The sequence below is a fragment of the Methanohalophilus mahii DSM 5219 genome, assembly GCF_000025865.1.
GTDB classification, from domain to species: domain Archaea; phylum Halobacteriota; class Methanosarcinia; order Methanosarcinales; family Methanosarcinaceae; genus Methanohalophilus; species Methanohalophilus mahii.
This window is the reverse complement of sequence record NC_014002.1, coordinates 900,358-915,535: the sequence shown is the minus strand read 5'-3', so window position 1 is coordinate 915,535 and position 15,178 is coordinate 900,358. Positions and strand designations below refer to the sequence as shown.

Annotated in this window: 17 protein-coding genes; 12 read left to right on the top strand and 5 right to left on the bottom strand. The window is 40.1% G+C overall.

The genetic code is table 11. The annotated features are described in order from the left end of the window. Positions 1-4 precede the first annotated feature (4 nt). The 5 genes from MMAH_RS04515 to MMAH_RS04500 all read left to right on the top strand — a co-directional run bounded on the left by MMAH_RS04515 (position 5) and on the right by MMAH_RS04500 (position 3,305). The gene (locus MMAH_RS04515; RefSeq protein WP_013037360.1) at positions 5-640 is read left to right on the top strand and encodes an iron-sulfur cluster assembly scaffold protein; all 636 of its coding nucleotides are present in this window, start codon (positions 5-7) and stop codon (positions 638-640) included. After that, positions 637-1,257 carry a flavodoxin family protein gene (locus MMAH_RS04510; RefSeq protein WP_342626793.1) on the top strand — a complete coding sequence of 207 codons (621 nt, stop codon included), beginning with the start codon at positions 637-639 and terminating at the stop codon, positions 1,255-1,257. Before MMAH_RS04515 ends, MMAH_RS04510 begins: the two co-directional genes overlap by 4 nt. A gap of 141 nt (positions 1,258-1,398) precedes the next feature. Then, positions 1,399-1,635, top strand: coding sequence for an arsenate reductase/protein-tyrosine-phosphatase family protein (locus tag MMAH_RS10660; protein WP_245526256.1), 237 nt, complete (start codon positions 1,399-1,401; stop codon positions 1,633-1,635). Further along, positions 1,574-1,861, top strand: coding sequence for a low molecular weight phosphatase family protein (locus tag MMAH_RS10655; protein WP_245526255.1), 288 nt, complete (start codon positions 1,574-1,576; stop codon positions 1,859-1,861). The genes MMAH_RS10660 and MMAH_RS10655 overlap by 62 nt, the downstream gene beginning before the upstream one ends. 181 nt (positions 1,862-2,042) lie before the next feature. Next, entirely contained in the window at positions 2,043-3,305 is a 1,263-nt protein-coding gene (locus tag MMAH_RS04500) for a diaminopimelate decarboxylase family protein (protein WP_013037358.1), read from the top strand. Between the two features lie 42 nt (positions 3,306-3,347). On the opposite strand, the gene MMAH_RS04495 is transcribed toward MMAH_RS04500, so the two are convergent. After that, positions 3,348-6,365 carry a tetratricopeptide repeat protein gene (locus MMAH_RS04495; RefSeq protein ID WP_172632574.1) on the bottom strand — a complete coding sequence of 1,006 codons (3,018 nt, stop codon included), beginning with the start codon at positions 6,363-6,365 and terminating at the stop codon, positions 3,348-3,350. Between the two features lie 765 nt (positions 6,366-7,130). On the opposite strand from MMAH_RS04495, the gene MMAH_RS04490 reads away from it, so the two are divergent. The 3 genes from MMAH_RS04490 to MMAH_RS10750 are packed head-to-tail and all read left to right on the top strand — an operon-like array spanning position 7,131 to position 9,060. Continuing rightward, entirely contained in the window at positions 7,131-8,453 is a 1,323-nt protein-coding gene (locus MMAH_RS04490; protein WP_245526254.1) for a DUF92 domain-containing protein, read from the top strand. Between the two features lie 39 nt (positions 8,454-8,492). After that, on the top strand, positions 8,493-8,888 hold the full coding sequence (locus tag MMAH_RS04485; protein WP_013037355.1) for a Mov34/MPN/PAD-1 family protein: 396 nt from the start codon (positions 8,493-8,495) through the stop codon (positions 8,886-8,888). Positions 8,889-8,934: 46 nt separating this feature from the next. Continuing rightward, complete coding sequence (locus tag MMAH_RS10750; protein WP_013037354.1) at positions 8,935-9,060, top strand: hypothetical protein; 126 nt, start codon at positions 8,935-8,937, stop codon at positions 9,058-9,060. A 9-nt stretch (positions 9,061-9,069) separates the two neighbouring features. Here the strand turns inward: MMAH_RS10750 and MMAH_RS04480 are convergent, their stop codons facing one another. Together MMAH_RS04480 and MMAH_RS04475 are read right to left on the bottom strand one after the other, a co-directional pair. Continuing rightward, positions 9,070-9,261 (bottom strand): hypothetical protein, encoded by a 192-nt coding sequence (locus MMAH_RS04480; protein WP_013037353.1) that lies wholly within the window; start codon positions 9,259-9,261, stop codon positions 9,070-9,072. Between the two features lie 10 nt (positions 9,262-9,271). Next, positions 9,272-9,565, bottom strand: a complete 294-nt coding sequence (locus MMAH_RS04475; protein ID WP_157198697.1) for a hypothetical protein — start codon at positions 9,563-9,565, stop codon at positions 9,272-9,274. 148 nt (positions 9,566-9,713) lie between these two features. Here MMAH_RS04475 and MMAH_RS04470 point away from each other — a divergent pair, with 148 nt between their 5' ends. After that, the gene (locus MMAH_RS04470; protein WP_172632573.1) at positions 9,714-10,436 is read left to right on the top strand and encodes a PAS domain-containing protein; all 723 of its coding nucleotides are present in this window, start codon (positions 9,714-9,716) and stop codon (positions 10,434-10,436) included. 192 nt (positions 10,437-10,628) lie between these two features. Next, positions 10,629-11,180 (top strand): DUF1614 domain-containing protein, encoded by a 552-nt coding sequence (locus tag MMAH_RS04465; RefSeq protein WP_245526253.1) that lies wholly within the window; start codon positions 10,629-10,631, stop codon positions 11,178-11,180. Here MMAH_RS04465 and MMAH_RS04460 read toward each other — a convergent pair. Together MMAH_RS04460 and MMAH_RS04455 are read right to left on the bottom strand one after the other, a co-directional pair. Beyond that, positions 11,157-12,065: an RAD55 family ATPase gene (locus MMAH_RS04460; RefSeq protein ID WP_013037349.1), complete on the bottom strand. Its 909-nt coding sequence runs from the start codon at positions 12,063-12,065 to the stop codon at positions 11,157-11,159. The two genes, MMAH_RS04465 and MMAH_RS04460, sit on opposite strands and share 24 nt — an antisense overlap. Positions 12,066-12,137: 72 nt before the next feature. Beyond that, complete coding sequence (locus MMAH_RS04455; protein ID WP_013037348.1) at positions 12,138-13,505, bottom strand: dihydroorotase; 1,368 nt, start codon at positions 13,503-13,505, stop codon at positions 12,138-12,140. Between the two features lie 166 nt (positions 13,506-13,671). On the opposite strand from MMAH_RS04455, the gene MMAH_RS10470 reads away from it, so the two are divergent. Together MMAH_RS10470 and MMAH_RS04450 are read left to right on the top strand one after the other, a co-directional pair. Beyond that, positions 13,672-13,827 carry a hypothetical protein gene (locus MMAH_RS10470; protein ID WP_013037347.1) on the top strand — a complete coding sequence of 52 codons (156 nt, stop codon included), beginning with the start codon at positions 13,672-13,674 and terminating at the stop codon, positions 13,825-13,827. A 302-nt stretch (positions 13,828-14,129) separates the two neighbouring features. Further along, a complete protein-coding gene (locus MMAH_RS04450; protein WP_013037346.1) occupies positions 14,130-15,017 on the top strand; it encodes a PstS family phosphate ABC transporter substrate-binding protein in 888 nt (295 codons plus the stop codon). The last annotated feature ends 161 nt before the right edge of the window (positions 15,018-15,178 follow it).

Here is a 15,178-nt window from a genome sequence, read left to right as displayed (position 1 = left end):
TAATGTGAAATTCCCTTACAGTGAAAAAGTTCTTGATCACTTTAAAAATCCCCGGAATGTGGGTAAAATAGAAAATCCGGATGGCAAGGGGCTGGAAGGAAGTCCGGCATGTGGTGACATGGTGGCAGTATACCTGAATGTAAACCCCGAAACCCTGGTGATAGAGGATATAAAATTTGAATCCTATGGATGTGCATCCAATATCGCTACAGCTTCCATAATTACGGAAATGGCCAAGGGAAAGACCCTGGAAGAAGCTAAAAATATCTCATGGAAGCAGGCAACCGAAGAACTCGGAGGACTGCCCACCGTAAAAGCACACTGTTCAGTACTGGCTGTGGAAGGCTTGAGGGCGGCAATCCGGGATTATGAAGAAAAGCATGGCCTTGTGAGCGAGAAAGAAACTACTACTGAAGAAGTTGTCAGAAGGCGTCTGAAACATGTCATGAATCCCATGGCAGGACTGGATATTATCAGGACGGAACTTGTGACAAAGATAGAGATCAATGAAGGTAGTGTGAGAATACTTATAGACCTTCCTTCAGACCACCAGTTCGCATCGGCTATAAAAGAGGATATTCTGGAAAAAATAGAGTCACTCTGGGATGTCGAAGAAGTGAAGGTTGTTTTCACAGAATAATTACAGAAGAGGAGGAATATAGTATTACAATAGATATTCTGGGAATCTGTGCAAGTCCCAGAAAGGCAGGTAATACCGACGTATTGCTTGATGAGGTAATGGAAGGCGCAAAAAGAAACGGTGCTACAGTCGAGATAGTACATCTGCGCGATTACAGTATCGAGTCCTGCGTGGGCTGTGAAAGATGTCGCCAGGATAAGACCTGTACCCGCTTTCATGACGGGATGAATTTACTGTACCCAAAGATCGAAGAAGCAAAGGGTATTGTGCTTGGCTCCCCTACCTACAATTACAATGTTACCTCCCTTATGAAAACCTTCATAGACCGCCTGTATCCATACTACAATTTCACCGATGACCGGCCACGCGAGTATTCCAGCCGGCTGGCAGGACAGGGAAGACGCGCCTGCGTTTTCAGCATTGGGGAGCAACCCATCATTGAAGATATCGGGTTCAGCCTGGAAGCCATGAGTTATCCCCTGGAAGCCCTGGGATACACAGTGGATAAGGCGATACCTGTGCTCAACCAATTTGACAGGGGAATTATCAAAAAGGATGAAGCAGCGCTTAAAAAGGCTTTCCAGATGGGCGAGGAACTTGCAGGAAACTTAAAGTAAAATATTACCTGTTGATCGAAAACTAAAATACAGATTTGTTATTGATGAATCACAGGCACAATTCATCAGGATTGCCAGATATAGAATCTACATAATCTATGTAGGTAACACTTGTTGCCACATCAGCTCCTCTACATTTACATGCAAGAAAGCAACGAAAATATCAAAGTGCTTTTCATTTGTATGCACAACAGTGCAAGAAGCCAGATCGCAGAAGAATACCTGAAAAGACTCGGAGAAGGGAAGTTCGAAGCTGAAAGTGCGAGTTTTGAGCCCAGACAGATTAATCCACTCGTCCTTAAAGTAATGAAAGAGGATGGATTCGATCTCACAAAGAAAAAATACTCAGGATGCATGGGATCTCTTCCGGGCGGGTAAATTTTTCCATTTCGTAATTACTGTTTGTGACAGAGAGCACGAGGAGAGATGTCCGATATATCCAAAACCTTTTGCAAAATTATACTGGCCATTCCCGGAACCTGAAAACTTCACAGGCACACATGAAGAAAAGCTGGAACAAATGAGGAATTTGAGAGATTCCATCAAAAAGAGAGTTGAACAATTCGTTGAAGAAACAAGCGGATTTTCACAGGGATCAAAATAATTCAATGCCGGAATACCTTTTAAGTGGGGACATAAATCACTCCACATAATGCTTTTTTGTTTCTTATACATAAGGATAAACTATATAAGAAACCTCTATCACAGCAATAACAATAATCATTTTAATAAAGATGCACCACTATAGCGCATCGTTTTTATATTACAATTATTGAGGAGAAAAAATGGTATCAAAAGAAGTACCTTTTACTAAAGAAAAATTACAGGAAATCACGGAAGAATATCCCACTCCTTTCCATCTCTATGATGAGAAGGGGATCCTGGAAAATGTGGAAAAACTTAAAGAAGCCTTCGGGATTCTGGAAGGTTTTCAGGAATACTATGCTGTAAAAGCCCTCCCCAATCCATATATACTCAAAATTCTGAAAAATAAGGGATTTGGTGCCGATTGCAGTTCCCTTCCCGAACTTGTACTTGCTGAAAAAGCGGGTATTGTTGGCGAAAATATTATGTTCAGTTCCAACGACACACCAGCAGAAGAGTTTGTAAAGGCAAAAGAACTGGGTGCTATAATCAACCTTGATGACATAAGCCATATCGATTATCTTGAAAAACATGCCAGCCTGCCTGAAATGATCTGTTTCCGATATAACCCCGGTGCACTCAAAAAAGGTAACAAGTTCATAGGCAACCCGGAAGATGCAAAATACGGTTTTACCCGGGAGCAGCTCTTTGAAGGATACAAAAAACTTGCCGATAAAGGGGTCAAGAGATTCGGTATCCACACAATGGTAGCATCCAATGAACTGGATCCGACCTATTTCATAGAGACTGCCAGAATTCTCTTTGAAGTTATAGCCGATATCTCAAAGGAACTCGGTATCAAATTCGAATTCGCGAATCTGGGAGGCGGTATCGGAATACCCTACGAGCCTGATCAGGAACCAGTTCCCTATGATGTCATAGCAAAAGGTGTCAAGGAAGAATATGATAAAATAATCTCTGCAAACGGCCTTGACCCCCTCAAGATCTACCTTGAATGCGGAAGGGTGATCACCGGACCCTATGGATATCTCATCAGTAAAGTGCGCCATCTCAAGCATACCTACAAGGATTTTGCAGGAATGGATGCCACAATGGCAAACCTTATGAGGCCGGGTGTTTACGGAGCTTATCACCATATAACCGTACCTGGCAAGGAAAACCAGCCTCATGACCATACATATGATGTGACAGGCTCTCTTTGCGAAAATAATGACAAATTCGCCATAGACAGGAAATTGCCTGAAATCGAAATAGGTGACATCCTGGCAATGCATGATACCGGAGCACACGGTCATGCAATGGGATTCAACTATAATGGAAAATTACGCTCTGCTGAAATTTTACTCAGGGAAGATGGCAGCACTGTGCAAATCAGAAGAGCAGAAACTATGGAAGACTATTTTGCCACACTTGATTTTGAAGGTCTTGAAAATTTTAAATAAACTGACATGGCAAAAACCAGATACAATCGGGGATAACCCCGATTATTTATTATACCACCGTGAAGGCAGTTTATATTCCAGATTGGGATCGTATTCCTTTGGCAGGAAGAATTTCGTTCCCTTGTTGTCCAGAGCCTCTTCAAAAACCGGATCTATGGAATCAAGCTTCAGTTTGGCTGTCTTTGCCTCGGAAGATTTACCTATTCTATAAAGGGCAAACCGCTTATTGTAAAGCACAGAAGGATTGTTCGGATCAATCGAAAGGGCCTGATCGTAACATTCTATTGCCTCATCGACATTGCCCATCATATTATTGGCAAATCCTTTGTTGTACCATGCAGTAATGCAATTTGGTTTCACCTCAAGTAGACGGTCATAATACATTATTGAACCTGCATAGCTACTCAACAGATACTTGATGGTAGCCTTGTGATAGAGAGCGTCAGCGTTGTTGGGCTCGATCTCCAGGATCTGATTGTATACAACATCAGCTTTATTGTACTCTCCAAGCAGGTATAGATCAAACCCTTTATGCTCCATTGCAGTAACATGCTGTGGATTAACGTCAAGTAACTGTTCATAGCATTCGATCGCTTTCTGGTATTGTCCGATATTTTCAAAAGCCAACCCCTTATTGAACAATGCATCCTGGTTTTGGGGATCTGACTCCAGAATCTCATCATAAACAACTATCGCATCACTGAAACGGCCCATCTTTTCAAGATTATCAGATTTGAGATACAGAGCATCCTGATTTGAAGGCTGATCATTAATGACAGTATTAATTGCATTCAGAGATACATCATACATCCTTGCCTTGTGTGCGGATTGGGCCAGCAGATACCATGTATCCATATCTTTTGGCTCCAAATTGAGATATTTCTGGTAAGCATTGGCTGCATTCCTGAAACTTCCAAGTTTGTCGTATATCAATCCCCTGTTATACAGAGCATCCCCATTATTCGGATCCTTCTCTACTACTCTTCCGTAAGCATACAGGGCAGTCTGCAGGTCACCTGCCTTTTGTGATACTATTGCATATTTATGCCACAATTGCACAGAATCGGAATTAACTGAAAGAGCCTGCTTAAACGCATCTGAAGAATCGGCCCATTGATTGTATTTTTTGAAAAGATCCCCTTTACCTTCCCAGGCAGCTGCATAATCAGGTTCTATCATTGTAGCCATTTCAAATGAAGAGAGAGATTTATTGGTATTATTTACTGCTGACATCGTCATGGCGCGTGAATACCATAGGTATTCGGGAGCTGGCAAATTACCATCTTCAATAGATGTAAGGGGATTGACGGACTTATCTTTCCCATTTGCCATGAAAGTTAGATCAAATCCGTGACTCTTAAGGAAATCAAGGAAGGGGGAATTGCTTGTGTAATGAAAATTATTCTTGTGATCAGATTCTTTTTGATTGGATTCTAATAACTTACTCTGGTCAGTCCTTAGTTGATAACTAGCTGCTGAGTGGCCAGGATCCAGTTCAAGGACTTTTTCATAAGAATTGATAGCTTCCTCATATCTTCCAAGTTCATCCAGAACGGCCCCTCTTTCATACCACACCTGTGCTGAGGATGACTCAAGTTCACAGACCTTATCATAAGCCGCTAAAGATTGATCGTATTTACCCAGTATTTTCAGGTCAACAGCCATCTCATACCAGGCAAGGGTATAGTTCTCATCCCTTTCTGTGGCCTCATCATAGCTCTTTACCGCCTTTCTATACTCGCCTATCCTGTCAAGTAATACTGCCTGTTCATACCATACCGCAGGAGCGTCAGATTCAATATCAAGGGCCTCTTCATAGCTATCGATAGCTTCGGAAAAATCACCATTGTTTTTCAGAATAGTGGCCTTTCGATACCATACGACCGCATGAGGTTCTGTTTCAATTACGTCATTGTAGCATTCAAGTGCATCATCATATTTTTCCAGCCTGTAGAATGCTTCACCTTTATTGAACAGTGTCTGGGCAGCCTCTGAATCAAACTGTGGTGTTTCATAGAATACCTCATGAGAATCGGCAGAAATGATAATTGATGGTGCCTCTGATACACGTCCAATACCACGTGCATGATCCGGATTTAATTTCAGGGCCTGATCATAGCATTCAATCGATTCCTCATATCTTCCCATTTTATCCAGTAATTGTCCCTTAAGGTTCCATAGTGCCTTATTTTCCGGATCGTATTTCAGGGCCTGATTGTAACAGGTTAGAGCATAATTATTCTGATCCAATGCTTCAAGACTGCGGGCTTTATATTTCCATGAATCCACATTGTATGGCTGTATCTCAAGCACCCTGTCATAATATTCAATGGCCAGGCTGTGATCATCCATTTTTTCTGCAACAAGGCCATACTTCAATAATAATTCAGAATCATTGGGTTTCCTTTGGAGGGCTTTATCATAATTATCCTGTGCTGTCTGGTACTCTCCAATAGCTTCATAGCATTCCCCTAGCTGTGCCCAGGAATCTGTTTTTGAGGGATTGATACGCAAAGCAGCCTGGAAATGTTCGATTGCATCCTCGTGATTGCCTTCATTTTTGTGATACAGGCCCTTATTGTAGAGGTCTTCAGAATGATATCCATAAGCACTTAATGCTGCATCCTGATAAGTAAGCGAATCATTATAATTACCCTCTAAATGGCTTATTTTTCCTTTAAGGAATAGAACTGGCAATGTTTCCAGATCAGGATTATTGACCAGTTCAGTGATATTTTGATTCTCAGTATCCTTTAGGTTTCGAAGAGCTTTTTCATAATATTGTATAGCTTTATTCTCACTAGCCAGCTTTTCGAGACTCAGGCCAGCCATGTAAAGGGCATAAGTAGAATTGGGATTGGAATCTAGAACCCTTTTGGAAACTGCCAATGATTGATTATAGTTTCCTGATAAGTAAAAAGATGAAATGTTCTCATATGTGTCATTATAATGGGACAGAGAACCATTAGTCTGTGAAACATTTACTTCATCCGAATAAAAGGAAAAGTCATCATTCAAATTATTTACAGCAACAACTGGATGACATAGAGTAATTGCCAAAAGTAAGACTAAAGTAAATCTTAAAAAAATGTTTTTGTGCCCCATTCTCATTTGAACCTACCACCACGGTCCACTAAATCAATTGATATACTACTATGATCTACTAAAATTTAAAGTTATTGTCCGGACATAAAATCATCGCAGAACAATAAAAATGTAATCAAAGGGATTTGGCGGTCCACATTCTTATTTGCCTATAATCAATGTTACCACCTATTGATTTTGCTTTTTGCTATTTGGATTCACATTCCTGCAAAAATGCACATTTACCAATAGTATTCCATATTATGCAATCTGAACAAAACGTTTCTTTGTTTTCCTGAGAATAACCAAACTTTTCGATCTGGCACATTGTAACCCTTCATGTTAGCATATCAGAATTGAATCTATTCTAGCCTGGCCTTTTTGAGTCCAGTAATGACAGCATTCACATATCTGATAATCATTGTTTTCCCTGAGATCTGTTCCGCAAATCGGGCAATTTTTTAAAAGACAGTCATTTTGGTTCATTCTACCACTCCTTAATGCTTCCTTAGGAAAGAACATGAATATATACTTTTGGACTATAAACTATAAATATAGTGCATTAATATATATTTATTATGCATGGTTTTGATTACAAACCGAAATATTAATCGCTTTAAACAGATCATCGACAATTAATTTTGTTGTTTGTTGCACAAATACATGTTAAAAAATAAATTACACTAAAAGATGACTTTTATAAATAATCAGTGCTTTATTAAACAAAAACCTCTGATTTTCATGACGAGCTGGCCAAAATGTTTTACCGGAGACGATGAAGGGAAAAACTATACCCTCTATTTCATAACTATCGCATTAGTTTCCATGCTCATATTTCCATTCTTAAGCAGGGAAATCTTATTTCTGATTTTTGCAGGTGCCGGCGTATATATCTACATTACCAATAGCAATAGGAATGTAATCAATCTTATTGTATCAGTCGTTTTGTTACTTTTGATAAGTGCTACTGCAAATATCTATTCTTATTCCCTGCCAAAATACATAATTGTAGCAGCAATCCAGATCTCTACCATCGGCTTTACATGTGCCACCATAGTGCGCTGCAAAACCAACAAGGACTCACAAGAAAATACTACCAATCTCCAATCAAGCCTTGCTTTATTAATAGCAGGTGCCTCTTCTGCCTTTATAGCAGGTTCATGGTATGCATACTGGACATCCACTGTATCATACGAACTTATATTCTTCATAGCAGTAATCGGAGCAATAACAGCAGCTCTTTTTGAATCCATACCATCCTCCGTAGACCGGCTTTTTTCAATGACCATGGGTTCGGCAATGGCAATGTGGGTTCTTGCAGCCTTTGGTTACTCAGTTGCACCTTTACATTTATTGATTGCTTTCTTTTTTGCACTCTTTTTGGGGTATCTGGCATACCGCACCAATATAGCCGATATTTCCGCAGTGTTGAGTGCTACACTTATGGGAGTTTTGATTATTGTTTTTAGTAACATCCTCTGGTTTGTTTTACTTCTTACTTTTTTCATACTCGGAGGAGTATTCACCAAATACAAATACAACTATAAGCTGGGCCTGGGTATCGCACAGGAGAAGGGTGGAGTACGGACTTATGAAAATGTATTCAGCAACAGTACTGCTGCACTTGTGCTTGCCATTGCATATGGCATATATCCCCAACATAGCAACCTAATAACATATGCTTTCCTGGGAACCGTAGCAACAGCTGCAGGGGACACACTCGCAAGTGAAATCGGAACAACCGCCCGCCAGACACCCAGGATGATAACAAGCTTAAAACCTACAAAAACCGGTACTGACGGAGCTGTAACTTCACTTGGAGAACTTGCAGCCTTTGGTGGAGCACTGGCAATAGGAATACTTGGAGCCGCCTTTGGGTTTGTGGAGCAGATAGTTCCTGCCATACTTATTACATGCGCAGGCGGATGGGGAGGAACAAATATCGATAGTTTACTTGGTGCTACATTCCAGAAAAAAGGTTACCTGTCCAATAGTGGAGTCAATTTTGTAGCAACTGCCACGGGTGCCCTCATATCCGGCATACTGTATCTTCTTGTCCTGTAAGGACAAAAAAGATATACTTACCGCACTTATATATAGCATATGAAAGTAGAGGGGATTGCCCGGGAAACACTGGAATTTATATTGAAAAGTAGTGAATCAACATATCCCCGGGAATTTGTGGGTTTACTGGAAACAGAAAAAGGCATAATAAGCAATGTGATGATACTGCCTGGTACCGAGAGCAGTGAAATGAATGCAGTAATCAAATTGTTCATGATGCCAAATATACAATCTGTGGGCTCTGTGCACAGCCATCCGGGACCCAGTTATCGGCCCTCAAATACCGACCTTGTAATGTTTGGTAAAAGTGGGGACTGGCATATAATTGTTGCCGAGCCTTTCGATGAGAACAGCTGGCAATGCTATAACAGGGAAGGCTATCCTGTAGATCTGCCGGTACTTGATGTAGAATTGGACCAACCGGAACTGCTCTAAAAAATAAATATAAAACTAAATCAAATTCTTTGAATGGATGATATATATGGAACCTGAAGACTATGTGATAAAAGAAGGACCAATACCACATGAAAATGCTAAATTTGGAGCCGGACTTGTAATATTAATCTTATACATTATTGTGCTTGGAAGATGGCTGGGAATATTTTAATCCCATTACTTATTTTTCCTGCAGAACCGAATATGTAACCCCTCCAAGCCAATAGCCGATCATTCCAAAAAGGAAAGCTGCAGGGATCAGTATTAGGGATTCATAACCCAAATCCAATATCCATTCAAAAGCCATTATTACAAACAGGATTACAAAAAGAATATATCCTGCATATTTGGCACTTGTTTTGCCCCCGTACATATAAATCACTTCAAATCATCTGGCAGGCAGATCCCCCAAAGCCACATCTGGACATCATCGAGTCTATTTGCTCTTCAGAAGAAAAATTATCATATGCCTTATTAGCCTCTTCAACGCTGGAATAGAGGCGTGCAAAGATACAATCCCATAACCCATCATCACTTTTTACAATTGAATTATACTGGTTGGTATCAGCGGGCGCCCATATCAACACCTGACCACCGGTTCCCTGCTGGGACTGAACTTCAACCTTCAACCTTCCAAAAGCCTTCGTCTCATGATTAATACTACTATTTTCTGCCATAGCAATCCAATATAATTCCATCATTCATAACCTATTGGGTCGCCAGAAAGGATTTGTATTTACAGATCAAAAAACAAAATTCGACAGATACTTAAAGAAGCTGAATTAAAAAGGAAATACAAAAGAAATAATGGGGGAAATTATTCCTATGCAGGACAAAAATCAAGAATACAAAAATCCCATAATAGTTTTTCTATGGAATGCAGAAAGGGACTGGCCGGTTGAATTTGTATCCGATAATATTCAGCAATTCGGATACAATGCCGATGATTTTATATCCGGGGACAAGACCTATGCACAGATAATCCATCCACATGATATCGATGAAGTCAGAGAAAACATACGCCGCATCTGTAAGGAAGGCATCAAAGAATACACCCATCGATACAGGATACTAACTGCTGATGACCAGGAAAGATGGGTGCTGGAAAAGACTCTTGTAGAAAGGGACAACGAAGATGAACCCTGTCATTTCCAGGGTTTTGTAATGGACATCACAGGCCAGATGGATTCCGAAGAGATGAGTGTGGATATGATATCTACAAAAAGTCCTGTTGTAGCATTTGTCTGGAAAGTACAAAAGGGGTGGCCTGTAGAATACGTTTCAGATGAAATTGAAAAGTATGGCTACACAACAGAAGAATTCCTTTCAGGTAATCTTAATTACGGGGAAATTATCCACAAAGACGATCTAAAAAGAGTAGAGGATGAGCTGAGCAGGAGATGCCGGGAAGGATACAATGATTTCTATCAGGAATATCGGATATACACAAAAGAAGGCCAGATACGCAAAGTTGCTGAAAGGACCCTTATAATTCGTGATGAGAATGGCAATCCTTCAAAATACCAGGGAATCATTGAAGACCTCTGATTCCCAGATAAATTATATATAAAATAATATTATATTTTAATAGTAAGTATGCGTGCCTACGTCAACAGAAAAGGTTTGAGAGATTATATAATATACACACTGGCCTTGCTTCCCATAGCCATGTTGTGTTACAAGCAACAGCTAACTCTTGGACCAATTTCATCATACCCTCTCTTTTTAATCCTACTCCTGATGCCAATTGCATCAAATATAGAAATACCGATAACCAAGATCAGAACTCGCAAAAACCAGCACATGCACAGGGATGCCCTCCTTCTGGAGGAAACATACGGCGTGCCCGTAATAAAAGAACTTTCAACAGGCACAAACCTGATATATGACACAAAAATCACACTTAATGTAGGTGGATTTATAATTCCTATGTTAACAATCCTGTATCTGCTTTTCAGTAAAATGAATTTTGTTGCATTGGAAATAATGCTCATAGTACTGGTTGTCGTTGCATTAATGGCTGAGTTTGTTGATGGGGTAGGGATAGTAATACCCTCATACACAGGGATATTTACAATTCCACTGGCATTGATATTGGCCCCTCAGAATGCTGCTACTATCATATTCATCGCCGGGACGGGAGGAATCATAGCAGGCTCTGTGGCATCCCTGATGGCATTGAAAAGAGAAGAAAAAGGAAGCGCTTATATTGATATAGGTGGTGCAGCCTGCTTTCAGGCAATATATGTAACCACCTTACTGGCCGCATTAATATCCGGGTTCATTCCTTGAATAAGGACTAACATTCCCCTGATTTCCAATTTTATTTTGCAGAACTTTTGATTTTTGGATGGAGCGATATTTTTCAATCCCTTTCTCACCGAACCTGAATGATTGAGGAGTGGAATCTATTTTTGTGGCCCGCATTTTTTGTATGGCCATAACAGGAGTCAAGGTGTTATCAATATCATTTAATTGCATGGAATCAAGAAATATGATACCATCACCCAGAAAATCATATTCATCAAAATCTTTGGTTTCAATACCATGCTTTTTTTCTGTTATTAAAAATGAAGTTATATTCCTATTCTTAATTGTCCTGTGTAACGAACGCCAGCCTCCGGAATTGCGAAAATTTTCAGGATTGCTAAAAACATTAAGGGAATCAAACACTATGCGGCGGGGCTTATACGTCTCAATAATCTCTGTGATCTCTTCAAAGGTCAACATCGACATCCCAAAAACTTCCAGGTAGCCATCATCGATGTATTTTGCAACATCCCAGCCAAATCTCATAAATTGTTGCACCAGCTGTGGAAGACGTTCTTCAAAGGAAAAAAGGACACATTTCTCTCCTTTGGTTACACCCTCCATAAGATATTGCATGCAAAGAGTGGTCTTTCCCGTTCCAGGAGGACCTGTAACAATCACTGAGAAACCTTCCGGTATACCTCCTTCAAGCATATCATCCAGCCCAACAATACCGGTACTTATCCGTTTTATTGAACATTGCAAATTACCGGCATCCATTTTTGACCTGAAGCGCCCCTTGTCAAGCGAGAGTAAAGCTTTCTCGAGTACAAGGTTTTTAGCACCAAGTTCTTTTTCATACCTATCAAGAACTTTAATGGCATCCGAACTGAGTGTCGTATGAACCGGATATTTGTTACGTACCATGCTTTAAGGATATAGTCCATAGTGCATATAAAATTTTGCGCACCATGGACACAAAAAAAGAAAGTATGTACATCATTCGTCGTCTTTAACAGAGCCGCCACCTGGAAGGAAATTACCCCTTCCTCGCCTTCCCACAATATCTCCATCCCATATAATTTCCCCACGGGAAATGGTATATTCAGGGAAAATGCCCTTCATTCCTTCATATGGAGTCCACCCTGCCTTACTGTGCAACATATTTGAATTAATAGATTTCACATTCCCTGGATCCATGATTATTAAATCAGCATCATAACCTTCAGCAAAAACTCCTTTTCCGTGATTGTCAAGTCCAAAAATTCTTGCCGGATTGCTGCTTGTGACTTCAATGAGACGTTTGAGGGGGAAAAGATTTCTTTTAACCCCCACCATCATAAGGGGCATAAGAGTTTCCACTCCCGGTACACCCGAAGGAGCGCTCTTAATGTCCCCCTCTTTCTCTGACTCCCTATGAGGAGCATGATCTGAAGCTACAACATCCACAGTACCATCATTTATTCCATTAACAAGTGCTTTCACACTTTGCCTGTTCCTCAGGGGAGGATTCATTTTACCGAAAGTACCAAGTCTTTCCCAATCACGGTCTGATAAGAAAAGGTGATGGGGAGCTACCTCAAAGCTTAAATGACGCGAAACATCCTCTTTTCCAAGAATATATTTTTCCCTTTTTAGCTGACCAAAAGCTTCCAGGGTACTGATGTGGCAAAAATGAGTATTAACGGATGCCAGACCGGACAATTCAAGCGCGTTCTTAACTGCCATTGCCTCACATTGATTGGAGCGAATTCTGGAATGAGATTGAGGAGTAAAATCTTTCTTGAGCAAAATTTCATTATCGCGCCTGATATTTTCATCTTCAGCATGAACACAGGCCAGTGCTCCAAGTTGCTGGATGGTTCCAAGGGCCTCTTTTAGCAATTCTGAATCCAATCCCAAACCGGCAGTTGATTCTGCCATGAAAATTTCACCAAAAGCCGTAACACCCAGTTCCCAGAGGGATTCCAGTTTTTCAATATTCTTTCCCACACCGCCATTAATTCCAAAATCAATGATGGATTTACGATTTGCCAGTTTGAATTTTTCCCTGAAAGATTTTCTGTCAAGCACCGGCGGCAAGGTATTCGGATGTTCAACAACTGTCCCGATACCACCTGCAGCAGCCGCACAGCTTCCTGAATACCAATCTTCTTTTTGAGTCATACCGGGCTCCCGGAAATGCACATGTACATCGATGCCTGCTGGAATAGTAAGTCCGCCGTGTGCATCAATATGTATGTCCGCCTCCTCGCCCTTCAGATTTTTGGCAATTTTTTTTATTTTACCCTCATCTATAAGCACTTCGCCGGGTTGCAACTGATTTTTATAAAAAACTTTAGTGTTCTTAATTAATATATCATTCATACTCTTCCCTTCGACTAGTTATTGGTAGGTATGCATATTATTTTTCCCATTTTACATCTTCCGACTGGATGGAAATAATGATTTGAATTTTATATATAGATATTTGGGACAAAGTATATATTAATGAAATACATTACTTATTTTGGTGGAGGAAGTGATAGACAATATGAAATGCATTGAGAAAAATGAAAAAGGGCCTAATTCCAAAAAAGATAATCCGGATATTTCCCATACAATATACAGAGGAAGAATCAACGGAAACCTTGACAATGAAGAAATAGACCTTTACAGATTCCTCATAGGTGGAATCGAAGGAAAATGAACGCAAAAACAATGGCCCGGATTGTGCCAGGCAATGCAAGATGTTATTTTTGTAACTCATATCTTGAGAACAGACACCTGGGAAATATAGCCATATACTTTTACAACAATTGCAATCACATAATACCAAAAAAAGACTGAGCAATATTGGCTGCTCAACGTTTTTTAGATTTTATAAATGAATAGTGGTTTAAAAACCATAATATAAACTATATATACATATATATTATATAATAGCAAATATTTATAAATGGCTGTATCACTTCTTTTAAAATGAAATCTAATTTACATTAGAGGGTTACTATGATAAAATCACACAGGCCATTAATAATTATACTTATTTTATTGTTAGCATTGTTTGCTGCAGGCTGCCTTAATGAGAGTGACAACACACAAAATGAGAAGGCAGATGAAACATTAACAGAAGATGTTAATATCGAAGATATTGACATAGAAGGATCGACTACTGTATTCCCCCTTGCACAGGCAGCTGCTGAAATATATATGGAAAATCATCCTGAGAAGTCAATAAATGTTGTTAGCGGAGGGTCAACCACAGGTATAAAAGCCTTTATAGATGGTGATGTGGATATTGCAATGGCTTCCAGGAAACTCAAAGACTCCGAAATCGAAGAAGCAGAAGCAAATGGAATTGATCCTGTAGAACATATAATTGCATGGGATGGACTCACAGTAGTTGTAAACCCTGCAAATCCTGTAAACCAGCTGACTTATGAGCAGATAAAAGGAATCTATAATGGATCCATCAGCAACTGGGCAAATGTAGGCGGAGAGGATGAAGAAATGGTAATACAGAATCGTGACCCCAGTTCCGGAACCTATGGTTATTTCAAGGACGAATTATTAGGAGAGGAAGAATTCCGCCCGGATTTAGTATCCCGGGACTCAAATGGAGCCATTGTCCAGGCAGTCACCCAGGAAGATGCAGCAATTGGATACATAGGATTTGCATATCTGGATGATAGTGTGAAAGTCGTAGATATCGATGCCGGCAATGGAATGGTTGCACCAACTTCTGAAAACATCCTTCCGGGAGAATATCCACTGGCCAGACCCCTCCACTTCTACACAGACGGACAGCCTACAGGTTTCGCAGCGAACTTCATAGAATATATTCTGAGTGAGGAAGGTACAATAATTATAAGTGATGTAGGGTACTTCCCCGCATAAATATCCTAAAACCGAAGCCTGCTGATAATCCTTTACTTTTTTTGAAATATTATCTTTACATGCACAATATACCTATATAGACTATATGTGTAAATATAGTGTAGTATAGAATATTGCGACAAAGACTATAAGTACGGTATCCATTACTTTTTCCGAGGCTT